Raw genomic sequence first — 17,759 nt, forward strand, 5'->3', positions numbered from 1 at the left:
GTTAGAGCGCATGCGCACGGGGGAAGTGCCCGCCGGCGCCATGACATGACGCATTTGCGACACGCTGGCGCAGGCAGGCAGGGCGAGGATTCAGAACATGTTGATCAGCGGCTGGTCCCGCATCAGGCGCTGGACTTCATGGGAAGGCATGGGCCGGAAATGATAATGCCCCTGTACCAGATCACAGTTGAGATCGCGTATCAGCTCAAGCTGGGAGATCGTCTCCACACCCTCGGCCACCACTTCCAGTCCCAGCCGATGGGCAATGAATACCATGCCGGACAGAATGGCGCGATCGCGCGGGCTGGCAGGGGCATCGGTAATGAAGCTGCGATCGATCTTCAGTGAGGTCACCGGAAACAGCTTGAGATAGCTCAGCGTCGAATAGCCGGTACCGAAGTCATCGATGGCAATCTTCATGCCGCGGTGGTAGAGCCGGTGCAGGGCCTCGAGCACGCTGTCATCGGCCTGAACCAGCACGTTCTCGGTCAGCTCGATGCCGATATCGCGATGACTGAGCTGGTACTCCTGCATGCAGGCCTGCAGCTGATCGAATACGCCGGGCACGGCGATCTGGCGCCCGGAGAAGTTGATATCGATCCGGTAGCCGCCCAGCCCCTCGGCCTTCCAGTGCGCCTGCTGACAGCAGACCTCCTGCACGATCCAGTCGCCCAGCCGATGGATGAGGTTGAAACGCTCTGCCAGCGGAATGAATTCGCTCGGCGGCACGGGCTCACTCCTGCCCTCGGGGAACCATCTCACCAGCGCTTCCAGATTCTCGATACGCCCGCTTGCCGCTGCCACCTGCGGCTGATAATGCACGCACAGCTCGCCGCGCTCGATCGCCCGCTGCAGCCGTTCCAGCAGGTCGTGCTGGCGTACCAGGGTGTCATGAATCTGGCGATTGAAGAACCAGTAGCGGCTGTGATCGGAGTGCTTGGCGCGATTCTTGGCCAGCTCCGCATTGTGCACCAGCTCGGCCGCCTCGCCGCCATTGTCGGGATAGAGGCTCACCCCCAGGCGAGCAGTGACATGCAGCTCGCTCCCCGCCAGCACGAAGGGCTCGGCGAACACCTCCAGGATCCGGTCGATCAGGCTCAGCACATCCCGTTCCGAACTCAGATAGGCAAAGGCCATCACGAACTCGTCGGCATCGAAACGCGACAGCAGGGCCGACTCCTGCTGACACTGACGCAGCCGGTCGGCCACCTGCAGCAGCAGTTGATTGCCCTGGGCGAATCCCCGGGCCACGTTGACGTCGGCAAACCGGTCGAGATCGATGAACAGGACCGCCAGATGGGCGCGTCGCCGCTGGCATTCGAACATGAAGCCTTCGAGTTCGGCCTCGAAGGTACGCCGGTTGGGCAGCCGGGTCAGCGGGTCGAAATGGGTAACGAAGTCGAGCTCCCGCCGGGCCTGCTTCTGATCGGAAAGATCGACATCGACACAGAACATCAGCGGATCGGCGGTATGCTCGCCCAGCATGACGTGGTGGGAGAACACGGCAACCGATGCGCCCTCCTTGCTGACCAGCTCCAGCTCCCCGGCCGGGATGGCCGTGCCGTGTTCGATCCAGTTGCGATGGGCCGTGATCACCCCTTCGCGCATCTGCTCGGGAATGATCAGGTCTTCCAGCAGCTCGCCCTGCACTTCCTCGGCATCGTAGCCGTAGAGCTGGGTGCTGGCCTCGTTCCAGTAGATGACCCGGCGCTCGCGGTCATACCCCTGGACGGCCACCTTCGGCAGGCTCTCCAGCAGCGCCCGGAAACGCTGCTCGCTCTCCCCGTGACGGCGCTGCGCCAGCGCCAGCTTTTCCGGGCCGACCCGGGCGCACAGCTCGGTGTCCAGACGCCGCCAGCCGCGAGCGATGTAGCCGATGGTCAGCAACAGCAGCGCCAGGATGGTCACGCTCAGGGCGTGCTGCCAGGCCGGATTCTGCTGTGCCCACTCCAGTAGCGTCAGACCACAGGCCAGCGCCATGGCCAGTGCAATGGCCGTCCCCATTGCCCATCTGCCTTCCCGGTCGGCCATTTCCTCTCCCTCAGTCCAAAGTGTGCCGCTCCGTGCCACACCCCTGCAGCAATGCCATTTACTGGCTCACCCCGCAAGCTGAACACGGTCACTCTTCCAGGGAGTGACTCTGACACCTCTTTTTACACGCGTATTACCACTTTGCAACGCAAAAGCATGAAAAGGGCTGCAAATGCGCAGAACAGCATCCCGTGTACCGCTCAGATACGCGAAACAACACTCTTTAACAGCTTTTGTTGCCCTGCTGAAGAGGTTCGTCCGCGGACGGACCCGTCATTAACCAGCCCCTTTGCGGGGCGACCAGCATCAAGAGGAAGAGTCTCATGCAAGTTACCCATATCAGTGCTGCCACTCGCAATCGCTACTGGGCACCTCACGTCGAGCGCGAACTGCAAGAGCACAAATGGAGCATCAGTGACGTGAGCCATCACATCGATCTGCCTGCCTGGCAGCGCTATCTTGCCGATCTGCCCCGGGACCCCTATGTCGAGGACCGCTGGAAGCGCATGGCGTGGCTCAACCTGACCGATGAGGGTGACATCGCCGTGATGGGCGAATGCCCGATGGCACAGGGCGGCATGTTCAACGATGCCGACAGCATGGCCGACAAGCTGCGCTACTATCCGCCGCTGGAGCGCTCCTTTGTCGAGCGCGAGGATGTGCAGGCCTTTATCCGGGCATGGACCGAGCTATGGGGCATCAGTGCGCGGGAACCGATCCTGATGCAGATTACCGGGGTCAAGGGAACCGGCGAGCTGGATCCGCTGCAGGGACAGGGCATTCATGCCGATGGCAGCCAGTTCCTCAGCATCATGGTACTCAATCGCGAGAATGTTCGGGGGGGAGACAGCTATCTCTACGCCGACAAGGGTGGTACCCGACTGCTGACCCGCCGGGTACTCGAACCGGGCGAAGTCCTGCACCTGCGCGATGACTGCCTCTATCACGGTGCCGACGGTCTCGAGCAGGAGGATCCCGAGCAGCCCTTCGAGCGCTTTATCATCATCATCAACTGCCGCTTCGTCGACGGTTTTCAGAACCGCATGCTGCGGCGTCACTTTCCTTACGCCGTGATCAACGAAGTCAGCTGATCCGGTCATGAACTCACCGGGCCACCGTAGTGGCCCGGTGACCCGGTTCAAGCGCCGGAGAGCATCAGCTGTTCAAGACGCCGTGCGGATCGAGCACGAACTTCCTGGCGACACCGCTATCGAAATCGGCATACCCCCTGGATGCTTCATCGAGGCTGATCGGAGTCGCGTTCACGGCACTCCCGATATGCGTCTTTTCATGCAGGATGGCCTGCATCAGCTGCCGCTGATAGCGCATTGCCGGCGTCTGCCCCGTGTGGAAGGACATGGCCTTGGCCCAGCCGAGCCCGAACTTCATCGACAGGTTGCCGTGTCTGGCGTCTTCGCTGGAGGCCCCCGGGTCCTCGGTGACATACAGTCCCGGGATACCGACCCGGCCACCCGCCTGGGTAATCTCCATCGTGGCATTGAGTACCGTGGCAGGCTGCTCGTGTGAGTGATTGTGCCCGTGGCAGCTGGCCTCGAAACCGACGGCATCCACCGCTGCATCAACCTCGGGAACGCCGAGCACGGATTCGATCAACTCCGGCATGCTGGCATCCTGGCGCAGGTCGATGGTCTCGCAGCCGAAGCTTTGGGCCTGCTCGAGACGTGGCGGCTTCATGTCGCCCACGATGACGCAGGCTGCGCCCAGCAGCTGGGCGGAAGCGGCCGCCGCCAGTCCTACCGGCCCGGCCCCGGCGATGTAGACGGTCGAGCCCGGCTGAACGCCGGCGGTCACGCAGCCATGAAAGCCGGTCGGAAAGATGTCCGTCAGCATGGTCAGATCGAGGATCTTTTCCATCGCCTGGTCGTTATCGGGAAAGACCAGCAGCTGAAAATCGGCATAGGGCACCATGACATATTCGGCCTGGCCGCCGACCCAGCCGCCCATGTCAACATAGCCGTAGGCGCCCCCGGGGCGTTCGGGATTGACGTTGAGACAGATGTGCGTATCGCCCCGGCGGCAGTTGCGACAGCGACCACAGGCCACATTGAAGGGTACCGACACGATATCGCCCTGCTTGACGAATTCGACATCGCGGCCGCACTCGATGACCTCCCCGGTAATCTCGTGGCCCAGCACGAGCCCCTCCGGCGCCGTGGTGCGCCCGCGCACCATATGCTGATCGCTGCCGCAGATATTGGTGGTCAGCACCTTGAGAATGACACCATGCTCACACTTGCGATTACCCAGAGCCAGTTCGGGGAAGGCGATATCTTCGACCGCCACCGTGCCGGCGCCTCGGTAAACAACACCGCGATTGTCTGCTGAAGCCATGAGGCTCACTCCTCTCCTGGAATGTCAGGCGTATAGGGTCCCGATACGCCAGCAGCGCGTGCCGATGCCCGGACTTGCCTGCCCCGTCCGGCAGGCGACACGGCGCTCCACTCATCAGTATCCGATCGGTTTGCAAAAGAGAAACCTAGCCATTTGTCGTAGCTGTCGCTTTCGGACAGGTGAATGACGCAGCAGTGATGAAATACGCGAAAAAGAAGCGGCCACCCGGGGGTGGCCGCAAATCGGAAAGTGGTACCGCATTGTCGAATCAGGGCTGTCAGAAGAGATCCGGTCCGTAGCCCCAGAGCACGACCGTGGCGGCCAGCAGGGCCTCGAGCACCAGCACCCCGATGCCCAGGGTGGATACGGACACGATCCCGGCATCCCGGGCATTGACGCTGAAGAAGCCGGGAACACCCTGATAGAGCAGCCAGCCCGTATAGCACAGGCCGATCGTACCGGCGAGCAGGCAGAGCCAGATCAGCGGATAGAGTGCCACGATGCCGCTCAGGAACATGGGCGTGGCGATATAGCCGGCAAAGATGATGCAGCGCCGTCGGCTGGGCCGATTGGGAAACCGGTGAGCCAGCCAGTGCAGCACGCTGCCCATCAGCGCCACGGCCGCCAGCAGCATGATGTAGAAGACCACCGCCAGATAGAGCGCCGTGACCGGCGAAACCGGTATGGTTCTGCCCTCCCCGAAGTTCCAGCCGAACTGGGTGGTACCGATCCAGGAACAGACCACGGGGATCGCGGCCAGAATCAGGACATGGCGAACATAGTGCTGTGTCACCGTTTCCGACTCGGACTCACCTCGGATCTGCTGCCACTCCCGGCCGGGATGGGCAAGAAGTCCCCAGACGTGTTGCATCATCATGTAATGCCTCCTCCCGTCTGTCGCGGGCCACCAACGCAGACGAGCACTGGTTACGATTCGGTTATCCGGGCTGGACCGTCATGCGACCCTACCGAACAGCATAGAACAGCAGCGCCTGCAGGCCATCAAACCTTACGATGAGAACCGGGACGGGAGCTCGCCATGTCCTGCCATGGCCGCCACCGGCGCCCGGCGCCAGCAGTGCTCGGCATGATCGTTGACCATGCCCACGGCCTGCATCCAGGCATAAACGATGGTGGGCCCGACAAAGCGAAAGCCCCGCTGCTTGAGCATCCGGGAAATATCGCGGGAGAGCGGTGTCTGGGTGGGTACCGGCCCCTCGTTCAGGATCGGACGATGGCCGACCATCTCCCACATCAGGGCGCCGAACGGTTCGCCCCGCTCACGCATGTCAAGCCAGGCGCGGGCATTGCCGATGGTGGCCTCGATCTTGGCCCGCGAACGAATGATGCGGGGATCATCAAGCAGTCGCAGCACATCGGCTTCCTCGAAGCGGGCCACCCGCTCGGGGTCGAAGCCGACAAAGCATTCACGGAAGGCGTCGCGCTTGCGCAGCACCGTCAGCCACGACAGCCCGGCCTGGAAACCGTCCAGCATCAGTTTTTCCCACAGCGCCCGGTCGTCGTATTCCGGCACCCCCCACTCACGATCGTGGTAGTCGGCCAGCAGGGCATTGCCCTGCGCCCAGCGACAGCGGCACTCGTCGGTGACCATGCCCTGCTCTCCCCTCAAGCCCGTGACAACGATAACCGATGATGCCGCAAACGGCGCCGCCCGCCCAATGCCTTCAACACTGACCCGGGCGAGTCTGGCATGACGCACTCAGTAGTCGATCACCACCCGCCCTTTCGGGCGCGAACAGCACGACAGGATGTATCCCTCGGCCTCGTCGTCCTCGGTGATTCCGCCGTTGTGCTCCATCTCGACCTCGCCTTCGAGCTTCATGACCCGACAGGTGCCGCAGATGCCCATGCCACAGGCCTTGGGAATATGGAGACCGAGCTGCGCCGCGGCCGAGTGGATGGTGTCGTTTTCGCCCACCCGGATACTGCGGCCGCTTTCGGCAAACTCGATCGGAATCAGATCGGCCCGATCGACCTCCTCGGCCTGCGCCTCGGCCGCCTCCGACCACTCCAGCGCATCCTCGCGCACCGACTCCGGCGTGGCACCGAAGGACTCCTCGTGGTAGTGCGCCATGTCGAAGCCCTGGCTCTGCAGGATCTTGCGCACGGCGGCCATGTAGGGTTCGGGGCCACAGCAGAAGATTTCGCGTTCAAGATAGTCCGGAGCAATCAGCTCCAGCAGCTGCTGGGTCAGAAAGCCCCGGTAACCCGCCCAGCTCTGACCGATCTCGCGGCGCTCGCAGACGATGTGCAGATCGAACTCGGGAATGCGCGACGCCATGTGTTCCAGCTCCCGGGCATAGATCACATCCGCCGGCGTCCGGGCACTGTGCACGAAGGCGATATCGACATTGGCGTTGGTATCGAAAAACCAGCGGGTCATCGACATCAGCGGCGTGATGCCGACACCGCCGGAGAGGTAGAGCACCTTTTCCGACGGATGATCGATGGCGTTGAAACTGCCTACCGGCCCATGCACCACCAGGCGATCCCCTTCACCGAGGTTGTCATGCAGCCAGTTCGACACCTCTCCGTCGGGAAGCCGCTTGACGGTAATCGAAAAGCTGTAGGGCACCGAGGGAGCACTGGAGATGGTGTAGGAGCGCATGATCTGGCGCCCGCCGATCTCGAGTTCGAGCGTCACGAACTGCCCCGGCTTGAAAAAGAACATTACCGGCTGTTCGGCCATGAAGCAGAAGGTGCGTACATCACGCGTCTCCTGGATGACCTTGACACAGCGCACCTCGTGGCGACCGTTGGTCCAGGTCTGGGTGTTGACCGGATTGAGAAACGCTTCGGACATGGTCGTCCCCCTGCCAGCGCGATAGCGATACGGATGAACCGGCTTCACGTGACAGCCGGTATGGCAGCATCTCCATACGGGAGATCATGCAAGCGATTGTCGGACCACTCGTTCGCCATGACTTTCCCATTCACGACATGCAGTTAGTCGTTCCCACCAGCGGGGCCCGGCATGGCCTTCGAAAGCGTCGGTTTCACATCAGATGGCGTCGCGAGCGGACAACCCGCCGGCGGCTTTCCGGCGCAGACTGGAAGGCACATCGATGCCGATGAGCGCATCACTGTTCTTACTGCCGTGCCATGGGAGGGAGTTACCATGCACTCGCTTGTCCGCCTGCCGGAAGATGATGTCCGCCAGCAGACCCGTCATGCCGTCCGGGAGATGCTCGGCCGGCGCGATCCGCAGCTGTCACTGGAACAGCCGTTCTACAACGATCAGCGCGTGTTCGAACTGGAAATGGAAACCCTGTTCAGGAGCGAGTGGCTGTTCGCCGCCATGGGCTGCGAAATGCCGAAGAAGGGCAACTTCGTGACCCTCGACATCGGCGACAACCCGATTGTCATCGTGCGCAGCGGCGATGGCGCGCTGCACGGCTTTCACAATGTCTGTCGTCATCGCAGCTCACGGCTCTGCCTGCATGAGAAGGGCAAGGTCGCCAAGCTGGTCTGCCCCTATCACCAGTGGACCTATGAACTGGACGGTCGGCTGCTGTTCGCCGGTCAGGACATGGGAGGCGACTTCGATCTGGGCGCCTATGGCCTGCAGCCGATTCACGTGCGTGAAGCCGGTGGTTTCGTGTTTGTCTGTCTGGCCGACACCCCGCCCCCGATCGAGGACTTCCTGAGCACGCTCGAGCACTACATGGCCCCCTACGAGATGGACAATGCCCGGGTGGCCGTGCAATCCGACATTGTCGAGGAAGCCAACTGGAAACTGGTGATCGAGAACAACCGCGAGTGCTATCACTGCAGCGGTGCCCATCCGGAGCTGCTGGCCTCGCTGCAGGAGTTCGACGATACCGATGATCCACGCGCCAGTGACGCCTACCGGGATCTGGTCAGGCGCCAGCAGGCGACCTGGGAGGCGTGTGGTGTGCCCTGGCAGCTGACCCGACTGGACCGGCGCAACCGTCTTACCCGCACCCCGCTGACCGAGGGCATCGTGTCGATGACCATGGATGGCAAGGTCGGCTGCCGGAAGCTGATGGGGCAGCTCACCACGCCGGATCTCGGCTCGCTGCGCATCCTGCATCTGCCCAACTCGTGGAACCACTGCCTCGGCGATCACCTGATCACCTTCCGCGTGCTGCCGCTGGGCCCCCAGCGCACCCTGGTCACGACCAAATGGATCGTGCGCGGTGATGCCGTGGAAGGGGTCGACTATGATCCGGCGCGGCTGCGGGAGGTCTGGGATGCCACCAATGATCAGGACCGGCGTCTGGCCGAAGAGAATCAGCGCGGCATCAACTCCATGGCCTACCGCCCCGGACCCTATTCACCGACCTATGAATTCGGCGTGATCGACTTTCTGCAGTGGTATGGCGAGCGCATGCTCACCCATCTGGCAACCGAAGAAGCGGACGACCCCGTCACGGAGGAACCGGCCCTGTCGCTGGCGCGGGGCTGATGGCGGCGCCGGCGGGCGACAGGCCGCCGGCTCACAAAAGCGCCCCGGTCGTCGTGACCGGGGCGCTTCGTGTCATTCGGTCATGACCGGCCTCAGCCGTGCTCGGGGGAGACCTCGAGTGCCGGCAGCAGATGGGTCCGGATGGCCTCGTGCACACTGGGCAGCAGAATATCACGCTTGCCCATCAGTTCACGGACCAGTGCCTCCAGCCCCTCAACCCCCCGGGCGCGATGACAGCGGGCTGCCAGTCGTGCCGCACACTCCGGTGAGGCCTGCGCATGGATCTCGATGCCCAGCGCACTCAGACGTTCACGAAAATCGGTCTGATCAATGAGTTCGACGATCATCATGGCAGGCCCTCCAGCATGGCGGGGATGGGGGTCTCGCACCGGCGGGGTGCGGATTATCTTGTCCTGCCAGGATAACGGGCTTTCATCACCGCCACAATCGCCTGACAGGATGATGACGCTGGCGGACAGTTCACCGTCGCAACCGGTGGCTGGCGACCCTTTTTCGAAGTGTTCAAAAGCTTCGAGCGCACTACGCTGAAAGCACGTCACTGATACGCCATGCCTCAATTCCGGAGTCTCTCATGCAGCCAGTCGGACACGTCCTCGTTGTCGGCATTCTTACCTATGTCGCGCTCATCGTGGTGCTGCGCCTGTCGGGCAAGCGCACCCTGTCGAAATGGAACGCCTTCGATTTCATCGTTACCATCGCACTCGGCTCGGTGCTGGCCACCGCCCTGATGTCCACGCGCGTCAGCCTGCTGCAGAGTATCGTGGCACTGGTGGTGCTGGTATTGCTGCAGTTCGCCATCACCTTTACCTCGGTACGCTCTCCGGTGATGCGCCGTCTGATCAAGGCCGAACCCGCCCTGCTGCTCGAGGCCGGCGGGTATCGGCATGATGTCATGCACCGCGAGCGGGTAGTCGAAGCCGAGATCCGGGCCGCCATTCGCGAAAAGGGCATCGCCGATGTCGAGAGCGTGGCCGCCGTGGTACTGGAAACCGATGGCAGTTTCAGCGTGATCCCCCGACCCGGCACTACCCACTCCGCGCTGAATGACGTGCATCCCGCTCCTGCACTGAAGGAGGCAGAAGAGCCGACTCACCGGGCAAACTGACGGCGCAAACGGCCTCTGCTTGCCCCATTGCTCATCCGTTGCACCGCTAGACTGGGCCTCAGTGCCCTGCCGGAAATCGCCATGCGCGGACTGCTGCAATCGCTACTGTTACTGTCGGCCTGCCGGTGGACCGCTCCTGCGGGTGGTCTGCTGCTTGTCGCGCTCCTGGCGGTTGCAGCGCCGGCAGCGGCCTTTACCTTCTGGGACGATGACAGCGCCTCGGCAATCACCCTGAGCCGCCGCGACTTCGTCGCCGAAGCGGCCAGGCGCTCGGGGCTGGAACAGCTGGCCTATGTCAATCGGGTGATCAACAACGCTGCCCGTCAGACGCCCGATCGCCGCGACGAGTGGAAGGGCTTCGATCGGTTGACCCGCGACAACGCCGGCGACTGCGAGGATTTTGCGCTGGCCAAGTATCAGATCCTGCTTCAGGCCGGCATGGCCGCCGACCGGCTCGATCTGATGGCTGCCCGCGATCGCCTGACCCCGAGCTATCACGCCGTGCTGCGTTACCGCCGCGATGACGGCAGCCATCTGATCCTCGACAATCTGACCCCGCTGATTCTGCCCGCCAGCGCACGCAGCGACCTGACCCCCATCGTGACCTTCGATCAGCAGCATGCCGCGCGCTATCGCAAGGGCACCTTCGAGGCCGTCGATCCGAGCCGGGTCGTGCTGGGAGATGCCAGACTCAGCGAGCGCATGCAGCGGCTGCTGGACTACTGAGTCCGACCGCCCGTGGCGGGTCAGGCGGCCAGCGCCTCGCTCAGGTAGTCACGCAGCGAGGCGTTGCGGAACTGCGCCTTCAGATACCACAGCTGCCGCGGTGTCATGTGGCGCGGCCGGGTCATGTAAAGCACTTCGGCCATGGTCGGCACGAACGGCTTGAGCAGCAGCGCCATTCCGGCCTCCTCGGGGGTTCGACTGCCCTTGAGGCTATTGCAGCGCTGGCAGCAGGCCACGGCATTGAGCATGGAGAGCCGCCCCCCGCGGGAACGCGGCAGGATATGATCGATGGTCAGTGCCTGGCGGGTGAGCAGATCGCCGCAATAGGCACAGCGCAGCCCCTCGCGGTACTTGCACAGCATTCGGTTGAAGCCGGTATGCTCGAAGGCGAGCATGGCGTGAGTGGGAGGCGCCACCCCCATCACCTCGGGAATGTCGATATAGGACTGGCAGCCGGTCAGCGAGCTGGTGCCGCCATGCAGACGGTGCGCGCCCTCGCCGTCCGACCACACCAGACCACCCTCCGAGGGCCGGGTCATCAGTACGGCAGCCTCTTCGAGCGTCAGCCAGTCGATCGGAATACCGGAAGCGTGCAGACGTAACACCATGGGTTGGCGCATTGGAACTCCCCATGTCAGCAAGCGGTGCTGAAACGATGCTATACCAGCGTGTCCCTTTGGTGACAAGTCTGCCCGCCAACTTCCCTTTCCGGATCAACGCCCCGGATGGCGCCTGATGGCGGCCATTCGACGGAGCGCGGCCCGCTCGCCGGGCCGGCCGCCCGAACCGCGGCTCACTGCAGCACGCGCTCGCTTTCCAGATAGCGGATCAGCTCATCGGCCGCCGCCTCGGGATCCAGATCGCTCAGCACGCGACCGCCACCGCCGCCGCCGGTCGAGGCCGCCGCACGCATGCGCTCGCGCGCGGAACCGCCCTTGACCACCTTCAGCCGCTTCGGGCGTACCCGGGCCGGTTCGAATCGCCACTGACCACGCGGTTCATCGAGCGCCACCCCGGCACTCTCCTGCGGCTCGATGACCCGGATCTGCCCGCGACGTGCCGGACCATGGGCGCTCTGACGCGGCGCCGGCGCAGCCCGATCCACGGTCGCGATACAGGGCAGACGCACGCTCAACCGGCGCCGCTGCCCCTGCGGCAGGGCCTGCAGGATGGTGGCACTCTCACTGTCACAGTGCTCGATGGCCGCCACGCCGGCCACCAGGTTCCAGCCCAGCCGTTCGGCCAGCAGATAGGGCAGCAGCCCCGACCCCTCGCCGATTTCCGAGCGCATGCCGGTCAGGACCAGCGAAGCGCCCGCATGGCGCAGCTGTTCGGCCAGCAGTGACGTGGCGTCCGACTCCGCCGGCATGCTCAGCAGGTCCAGCCGACCGACCCGCCCCACGCTCGGCAGGCCCGGCACCTCGTGAAACATGCCCAGATAGTAGCGCAGCGAGGCATCCGCCGGATCGCCGGCGTGCAGCAGCGTCACCCCCTCGCCCGCCAGTGCCAGCGCCATCTCCACCGCCCGGGCATCCTCCCGGGCCGCGCCCGAGCGCCCGGAGACCGGATGGCGCCCGCTGGACACCAGTACGCGTACCTCAGGCGACGTCATGGCGATACTCCTCATGCTGGCGCGCTTCGAGTCGGGCGGCTACCGCTGCCAGGATCGCATCGCCGTTGCCGATCAGTGCCAGATCGGCGCGCCTGACCATGTCACAGCCGGGGTCACTGTTGATCGCCACGACCCGCTGACAGTGCTCGATCCCCTGCAGGTGCTGGACCGCACCGGAGATGCCCACGGCGATATAGCAGCCGGCCGTGACAAAGGTCCCCGTGGCGCCCACCTGACGCGCCCGCGGCATGTAGCCGTCATCGACCGCCACCCGGGAGGCTCCTTCGGCCGCCCCCAGCAGGCGGGCGGTTTCGTGAAAGCCCGGCCAGTCGCCGATCCCCCGGCCACCGGCCAGAATGAAGGGGGCCTGGTCGAGGGCAATGCACGACGGATCGACGGCCACGCGACCGTGATCGGTGACCCGCCGGATCGACGGCACCGGCGCGGTGTCCAGCGTGATCGGACGCGCTTCGTGGCGGGTCTCGCTGACCGGCTCGGCACACTCCGCCAGTGCCAGCACCACCTGCGGCAGCGGCCGATGGATATCCCGATGCTCACCACCACCCCGGCAGATGCAGTGATCCCCGTCGACCTGCCAGACCCGGGCTGCCGCGCGCGCCTCCTCGCTGCCCGGCTGAAGCCCGGCCAGCCGTACCGCCAGCCGCCGCCCCAGGTCACTGCCGACAGCCGGACCATCCGGTAGCAGCCAGTGCCGGGGCGACCAGCTGCGTGCCACGGTTTCCAGTGCCGTCAGCCGGGTCTCCGGGCTGTAGCCGGCATAGCTGTCATCATCCAACGCCAGCCAGCGATCGGCACCGGCATCGGCCAGCTCGGGGGCATTGTGATCGAAGGTGATCGCCACTACCGCACCGGAGCTGGCCGGATCGCGGTCGGCAAGCTGGCGCGCCAGGCCGAACAGGTCACGATCGTGCGAGGAGAGCCGCCCTTCCGGACACTCGGGCACCACGGCCACCAGAAAGTCCGGCGACTCGAGGGTTACCTGACGGCGCTGCTCGTGACTCTCGTCGTTGACGCTGCGCAGTGACGGCCCGCCGGTAACCGTGGCGCCGCTGCGATCGAGCCGCCTGAGACCGTTCGGGCCGATCGCGGCCACCGTGTGGGGGTTGCGTCGCATGACCCCGTTCGGCCCCATCCAGCGCGCAGCCGGCTGACAGAACTCGTGATGGCGGGGATGCAGCCGATTGCGCCGGATCCGCTCGGCACGCGGATCCCGGCGTACGATGATGCCACTGCTCATGCCGGCACCTCCTCCTGCGGTTCACGCAGTGTCGATGAATTGTGCTCGCTGACCACCAGCGCCCGGGCCACCAGTTCGGCCAGATCCAGCACCTGCGGGCCGGGCTCGACCACCCCCTCCAGCATGGCGGTGCACTGGGGGCAGCCCACTGCCACGACTTCCGCGCCGGTATCCCGGGCATCGCCCATGCGCATGTCGGAAATGCGCTGTTTGCCGGGCACATCGGTCAGCGCCGCGCCACCGCCGCCGCCGCAGCAGCGCGAACGGTGGCCGGAGCGCGCCATTTCGCGCACTTCCATGCCCAGTGCCCGCAGCACCCGGCGCGGGGCCTCGAACTCGCCGTTGTATCGGCCCAGATAACAGGGATCGTGCCAGGTCAGCGAGGAACCGCTGGCCGCCGGCGCCAGCTGCAGGCGCTGCTCATCGATCAGCTCGGCCAGCAGCCCGGAGTGGTGCAGCACCCGGTAATGTCCACCGAAATCGGGATATTCGCGGCCGAGCACATGAAAGCTGTGCGGATCACAGGTGACGATGCGCGCAAAGCGATACTGCGACAGCGTGGCAATGTTCTGTCGTGCCAGCTGCTGGAAGGTGGCCTCATCGCCCAGCCGTCGGGCGAGATCGCCGCTGTCGCGCTCCTCCTCGCCGACCACGGCAAAATCGACCCCGGCGGCCCGCATCACGGTCACCAGCGAGCGCAGGGTGCGCTGATTGCGCATGTCGAAGGCGCCATCCCCCAGCCACAGCAGCACATCCACGCCCTCCGGCCGCTCCCGGATGCGGGGCAGCTCGAGATCGGCGGCCCAGTCGAGCCGGCTGGCGTTGTCGAACCCGCCGGGGTTGTCGGTGGCAATCAGGTTATCCAGTGCCACGGCGCCCTTTTCCGGCGTGGCACCATCCTCCAGGGTCAGAAAGCGCCGCATGTCGACGATGGCATCGACATGCTCGATCATCATCGGGCACTCCTCGACGCAGGCGCGGCAGGTGGTGCAGGACCACAGTGTCTCCGGCTCGACCAGCTGCGGCACGATCCGCTCGCCGGGCGCTCCGCCGTGCTCGCCGGTGGTCTGCCCGGTATAGGGCGTGCCGGCGTAGTGCGCATCACTGCCCCCGGCCATGCCGATTACCATATCCTGGATCAGCTTCTTGGGATTGAGCGGCTGTCCGGCCGCATGGGCGGGACAGGCCGCCTCGCAGCGGCCGCACTGCACACAGGCATCGAAGCCCAGCAGCTGCTGCCAGCCGAACTCATCGGGCCGGGCCACCCCCATGGACTGTTCGCTGCCCGGCGCCTGCTCGCTGTCCAGATCGAGCGGCAGCAGTGCCGTGGAGCGGCTGCCGGGATGCCGACCTTCTCCACTGACATCGCTGAACCGTTCCGGACGCCGGTGAAAGGCCAGATGCGCCGCGCCGGCGAAGGCGTGCTTCATCGGCCCGCCCCAGCCCATGCCGACCACCAGCTCCAGCAGGCCCCAGCCGACCAGCACGCCCAGCACCAGCGTCGTCAGCACGCTGGCCGCCCCCTCCGGCACCAGACCGCCGAGCGGCAGGCTGACCAGCAGCATGCCGAGCGAGAACGCCATCAGGCTTTTCGGCAGACGCTGCCAGGCCCCCTTCGACAGCCGTGCCGGTGGCTCCAGACGCCGGCGCGCCACGAACAGGGTGCCCACCAGCATGGTGAGACCGGCGAGGCCCAGCAGGCCGGCCATTACAACGTTCTCGACCCCCAGCACATGCACCACGATCGCCAGTGCCATGGCCGCCACGAAACCGCCTGCGGTGGCAACATGGGTGTGGGCAATATAGCGATCACGCGCCACCACGTGGTGCAGATCGACCAGATAGCGCCGCGGCATGCGCAGCATGCCCTGCAGCAGATTGACCGCGGCCGGGCGCCCCTGACGCCACAGTCGGACACGCCGCCAGGCCCCCAGCGCCCCCACGATCAGCGCGGCCGGAATCAGAACGGAGAGTAGTTGGTCCATGGCATCTTCTCCCTCGGTCCATGGTGCTACGCCGAGAAAGCCTCATCAGCGAAGGTCAGGCGAGGCGAAGACCGGCGAACGAGCACAGTGGACGGCTGTGTCCATGAGTATCGTGAGCCGGCCTTCGATACGGCCTGACCGAGCGCAATGGCTTTCCTACAGGTCCTTGCACAGGCGCAACGCGTCGTAGATGGCCGCATGCGTATTCCTCGGCGACACGCAGTCCCCGATCCGGAACAGCGCATAATCCCCTTCATCATGCGCCAGGCATGGCTGCGGCCGGGCCGCGTAGAACGCCTCCAGATCCAGCTGACCGTGATTGCGCGAGCGGGGCTTCAGCGCGTAGTAGAGCGTCTCGTCGGGACGTACGCCGTTTTCGATGACCACCTGATCGATCACCCGCTCTTCCTGCTCGCCGGTGTACTCGTTCTCCAGCAGCGCGACCAGTGACTCGCCCTCGCGGTAGACCTTCTGCAGGCCCAGATCACCGGTCATCACCACGGACTTCTCGTAGAGGCTGCGGTAGTAGGTGGGAAAGGTAGTGCCACCGACGGCCACGCCCGGCTTGGTATCGTCGGTGACGATCTCCACCTGGGCGCCGTGGCTGGCGAGATAGTCCGCCACCGACATGCCGGCAAATTCGCAGGTGGTGTCATAGACCAGCACATTGCGCCCCGGCTCGACCGTGCCCCGGAGAATGTCCCAGCTCGATACCGCCAGGCCATCGGTGGCACCCCACTCCGGCACCTGATCGGTAAAGGAGTTGCCCCCGTTGGCAAGTATCACCACGTTGGGCTGCAGGTCACGAATCATGGCGTCATCGGCCCGCGTGCCCAGCTTCAGATCGACCCCCAGCCGGGCCAGCTCCATCTCGTACCAGCGGGTAATGCCGGCGATCTGATCGCGACTGGGCGCCCGGGCGGCAATGGTGATCTGCCCGCCGAGCTGCGGTTCGATCTCGAACAGGGTCACCGAATGGCCGCGTTCGGCCGCCACGCGAGCGGCCTCCATGCCACCGGGGCCACCGCCGACCACGACTACCCGCCGCGGCGGCCCGTCGCTGCGTTCGATCTCGTGCGGCAGCCCCATGTACTCGCGCGAGGTCGCCGCATTCTGGATGCAGAGCACATCCAGCCCCTGATACTGACGGTCGATGCAGTAGTTGGCGCCAACGCACTGGCGGATACGGTCCGGCTCGCCGGCCTTGATCTTGGCAATCAGATGCGGATCGGCGATGTGCGCCCGGGTCATGCCCACCAGATCGACATGGCCCCCCTCGAGAATGCGATTGGCCTGGGTCGGATCCTTGATGTTCTGGGCATGAATCACCGGTACCGACACCACTTCCCGGATGCCACCGGCCAGGTGCAGGAAGGGCTCGGGCGGATAGGACATGTTGGGAATGACGTTGGCAAGGGTGTCGTGGGTATCGCACCCCGAGCCCACCACGCCGAAGAAGTCCAGCATGCCGGTGGCATCGTACCAGGCCGCGATCTGTTTCATGTCCTCGTGACCGAGGCCATCGGGATGAAACTCGTCGCCACAGATGCGCATGCCCACACAGAAATCGTCACCCACTTCAGCGCGCACCGCCTTCAGCACCTCCATGCCGAAACGCATGCGATTCTCGAAGCTGCCGCCCCACTGGTCGGTGCGCTTGTTGACCCGCGGACTCCAGAACTGGTCGATCAGGTGCTGGTGCACCGCGGAGAGCTCGATGCCATCGAGACCGCCCTCCTTCACCCGGCGTGCCGCCTGGGCAAAGTCGTCGATCACCCGATGAATCTCCTCCTCCTCGATCGTCTTGCAGGTGGCGCGGTGGACCGGTTCGCGGATCCCCGACGGCGACAGCAGATGGGGCCAGTTGAAGCCATCCCAGCGCGAACGCCGCCCCATGTGGGTGATCTGGATCATGATCTTGCCGCCGTGACGATGCACCGCTTCGGACAGGTTGCGAAAATGCGGCACGATCTCATCGGTCGCAATGCTGACCGAACTCCACCACTGCTGCGGGCTGTCGATCGACACTGGCGAGGAACCGCCGCAGATACAGAGTCCGCAGCCGCCTTTGGCCTTCTCTTCGTAGTAGCGCACGTAGCGATCGGTGGTCATGCCGCCCTCGGTGGCACAGACCTCGGCGTGAGCGGTACTGACTACCCGGTTGCGTATGGTCAGGTTGCCGATCTGAATCGGCTTGAGCAGGGTTTCATAAGCCATGG

Annotated in this window: 15 protein-coding genes; 4 read left to right on the forward strand and 11 right to left on the reverse strand. The window is 64.7% G+C overall.

Features of this window, described 5'->3' with window-relative positions:
- Positions 1 to 90: 90 nt before the first annotated feature.
- Positions 91 to 2,031 (reverse strand): putative bifunctional diguanylate cyclase/phosphodiesterase, encoded by a 1,941-nt coding sequence (locus C7446_RS02705; protein ID WP_245977627.1) that lies wholly within the window; start codon positions 2,029 to 2,031, stop codon positions 91 to 93.
- A gap of 323 nt (positions 2,032 to 2,354) precedes the next feature.
- Here C7446_RS02705 and C7446_RS02710 point away from each other — a divergent pair, with 323 nt between their 5' ends.
- Complete coding sequence (locus C7446_RS02710) at positions 2,355 to 3,122, forward strand: 2OG-Fe dioxygenase family protein (RefSeq protein ID WP_121171078.1); 768 nt, start codon at positions 2,355 to 2,357, stop codon at positions 3,120 to 3,122.
- Between the two features lie 64 nt (positions 3,123 to 3,186).
- Here C7446_RS02710 and fdhA read toward each other — a convergent pair whose 3' ends face one another.
- From fdhA to C7446_RS02730, 4 genes are all read right to left on the reverse strand, one after another.
- A complete protein-coding gene (gene fdhA, locus C7446_RS02715) occupies positions 3,187 to 4,383 on the reverse strand; it encodes a formaldehyde dehydrogenase, glutathione-independent (RefSeq protein WP_121171080.1) in 1,197 nt (398 codons plus the stop codon).
- 277 nt (positions 4,384 to 4,660) lie between these two features.
- Positions 4,661 to 5,260, reverse strand: coding sequence for a Yip1 family protein (locus tag C7446_RS02720; protein WP_342768342.1), 600 nt, complete (start codon positions 5,258 to 5,260; stop codon positions 4,661 to 4,663).
- 132 nt (positions 5,261 to 5,392) lie between these two features.
- Positions 5,393 to 5,995, reverse strand: coding sequence for a DNA-3-methyladenine glycosylase I (locus tag C7446_RS02725; RefSeq protein WP_121171082.1), 603 nt, complete (start codon positions 5,993 to 5,995; stop codon positions 5,393 to 5,395).
- A 108-nt stretch (positions 5,996 to 6,103) separates the two neighbouring features.
- The gene (locus C7446_RS02730; protein WP_121171084.1) at positions 6,104 to 7,207 is read right to left on the reverse strand and encodes an FAD-binding oxidoreductase; all 1,104 of its coding nucleotides are present in this window, start codon (positions 7,205 to 7,207) and stop codon (positions 6,104 to 6,106) included.
- A 315-nt stretch (positions 7,208 to 7,522) separates the two neighbouring features.
- Here C7446_RS02730 and C7446_RS02735 point away from each other — a divergent pair, with 315 nt between their 5' ends.
- The gene (locus tag C7446_RS02735) at positions 7,523 to 8,833 is read left to right on the forward strand and encodes an aromatic ring-hydroxylating oxygenase subunit alpha (RefSeq protein ID WP_121171086.1); all 1,311 of its coding nucleotides are present in this window, start codon (positions 7,523 to 7,525) and stop codon (positions 8,831 to 8,833) included.
- Between the two features lie 92 nt (positions 8,834 to 8,925).
- On the opposite strand, the gene C7446_RS02740 is transcribed toward C7446_RS02735, so the two are convergent.
- Positions 8,926 to 9,183 carry a hypothetical protein gene (locus tag C7446_RS02740; protein WP_121171088.1) on the reverse strand — a complete coding sequence of 86 codons (258 nt, stop codon included), beginning with the start codon at positions 9,181 to 9,183 and terminating at the stop codon, positions 8,926 to 8,928.
- Positions 9,184 to 9,425: 242 nt separating this feature from the next.
- On the opposite strand from C7446_RS02740, the gene C7446_RS02745 reads away from it, so the two are divergent.
- Together C7446_RS02745 and C7446_RS02750 are read left to right on the forward strand one after the other, a co-directional pair.
- Positions 9,426 to 9,959, forward strand: a complete 534-nt coding sequence (locus C7446_RS02745) for a DUF421 domain-containing protein (RefSeq protein ID WP_121171090.1) — start codon at positions 9,426 to 9,428, stop codon at positions 9,957 to 9,959.
- A gap of 81 nt (positions 9,960 to 10,040) precedes the next feature.
- Positions 10,041 to 10,685 (forward strand): transglutaminase-like cysteine peptidase, encoded by a 645-nt coding sequence (locus C7446_RS02750; protein ID WP_121171091.1) that lies wholly within the window; start codon positions 10,041 to 10,043, stop codon positions 10,683 to 10,685.
- 20 nt (positions 10,686 to 10,705) lie between these two features.
- On the opposite strand, the gene C7446_RS02755 is transcribed toward C7446_RS02750, so the two are convergent.
- From C7446_RS02755 to C7446_RS02775, 5 genes are all read right to left on the reverse strand, one after another.
- Positions 10,706 to 11,305, reverse strand: a complete 600-nt coding sequence (locus C7446_RS02755; RefSeq protein WP_121171093.1) for an HNH endonuclease — start codon at positions 11,303 to 11,305, stop codon at positions 10,706 to 10,708.
- Between the two features lie 173 nt (positions 11,306 to 11,478).
- Entirely contained in the window at positions 11,479 to 12,297 is an 819-nt protein-coding gene (locus C7446_RS02760) for an electron transfer flavoprotein subunit beta (RefSeq protein WP_121171095.1), read from the reverse strand.
- The gene (locus tag C7446_RS02765) at positions 12,284 to 13,555 is read right to left on the reverse strand and encodes an electron transfer flavoprotein subunit alpha/FixB family protein (RefSeq protein ID WP_121171097.1); all 1,272 of its coding nucleotides are present in this window, start codon (positions 13,553 to 13,555) and stop codon (positions 12,284 to 12,286) included. The genes C7446_RS02760 and C7446_RS02765 overlap by 14 nt, the downstream gene beginning before the upstream one ends.
- Positions 13,552 to 15,540, reverse strand: a complete 1,989-nt coding sequence (locus C7446_RS02770; protein ID WP_121171099.1) for a (Fe-S)-binding protein — start codon at positions 15,538 to 15,540, stop codon at positions 13,552 to 13,554. The genes C7446_RS02765 and C7446_RS02770 overlap by 4 nt, the downstream gene beginning before the upstream one ends.
- Positions 15,541 to 15,696: 156 nt before the next feature.
- Positions 15,697 to 17,757 carry an oxidoreductase gene (locus tag C7446_RS02775; RefSeq protein ID WP_121171101.1) on the reverse strand — a complete coding sequence of 687 codons (2,061 nt, stop codon included), beginning with the start codon at positions 17,755 to 17,757 and terminating at the stop codon, positions 15,697 to 15,699.
- Between the last annotated feature and the right edge of the window lie 2 nt (positions 17,758 to 17,759).

It is taken from the genome of Kushneria sinocarnis, assembly GCF_003633775.1.
Lineage (GTDB): Bacteria > Pseudomonadota > Gammaproteobacteria > Pseudomonadales > Halomonadaceae > Kushneria > Kushneria sinocarnis.

Bases quoted from the DNA above. Each gene is read 5' to 3' on its own strand.
- C7446_RS02705 (WP_245977627.1), bottom strand. From the start codon at position 2,031: ATGGCCGACCGGGAAGGCAGATGGGCAATGGGGACGGCCATTGCACTG.
- C7446_RS02710 (WP_121171078.1), top strand. From the start codon at position 2,355: ATGCAAGTTACCCATATCAGTGCTGCCACTCGCAATCGCTACTGGGCA.
- fdhA (WP_121171080.1), bottom strand. From the start codon at position 4,383: ATGGCTTCAGCAGACAATCGCGGTGTTGTTTACCGAGGCGCCGGCACG.
- C7446_RS02720 (WP_342768342.1), bottom strand. From the start codon at position 5,260: ATGATGATGCAACACGTCTGGGGACTTCTTGCCCATCCCGGCCGGGAG.
- C7446_RS02725 (WP_121171082.1), bottom strand. From the start codon at position 5,995: ATGGTCACCGACGAGTGCCGCTGTCGCTGGGCGCAGGGCAATGCCCTG.
- C7446_RS02730 (WP_121171084.1), bottom strand. From the start codon at position 7,207: ATGTCCGAAGCGTTTCTCAATCCGGTCAACACCCAGACCTGGACCAAC.
- C7446_RS02735 (WP_121171086.1), top strand. From the start codon at position 7,523: ATGCACTCGCTTGTCCGCCTGCCGGAAGATGATGTCCGCCAGCAGACC.
- C7446_RS02740 (WP_121171088.1), bottom strand. From the start codon at position 9,183: ATGATGATCGTCGAACTCATTGATCAGACCGATTTTCGTGAACGTCTG.
- C7446_RS02745 (WP_121171090.1), top strand. From the start codon at position 9,426: ATGCAGCCAGTCGGACACGTCCTCGTTGTCGGCATTCTTACCTATGTC.
- C7446_RS02750 (WP_121171091.1), top strand. From the start codon at position 10,041: ATGCGCGGACTGCTGCAATCGCTACTGTTACTGTCGGCCTGCCGGTGG.
- C7446_RS02755 (WP_121171093.1), bottom strand. From the start codon at position 11,305: ATGCGCCAACCCATGGTGTTACGTCTGCACGCTTCCGGTATTCCGATC.
- C7446_RS02760 (WP_121171095.1), bottom strand. From the start codon at position 12,297: ATGACGTCGCCTGAGGTACGCGTACTGGTGTCCAGCGGGCGCCATCCG.
- C7446_RS02765 (WP_121171097.1), bottom strand. From the start codon at position 13,555: ATGAGCAGTGGCATCATCGTACGCCGGGATCCGCGTGCCGAGCGGATC.
- C7446_RS02770 (WP_121171099.1), bottom strand. From the start codon at position 15,540: ATGGACCAACTACTCTCCGTTCTGATTCCGGCCGCGCTGATCGTGGGG.
- C7446_RS02775 (WP_121171101.1), bottom strand. From the start codon at position 17,757: ATGGCTTATGAAACCCTGCTCAAGCCGATTCAGATCGGCAACCTGACC.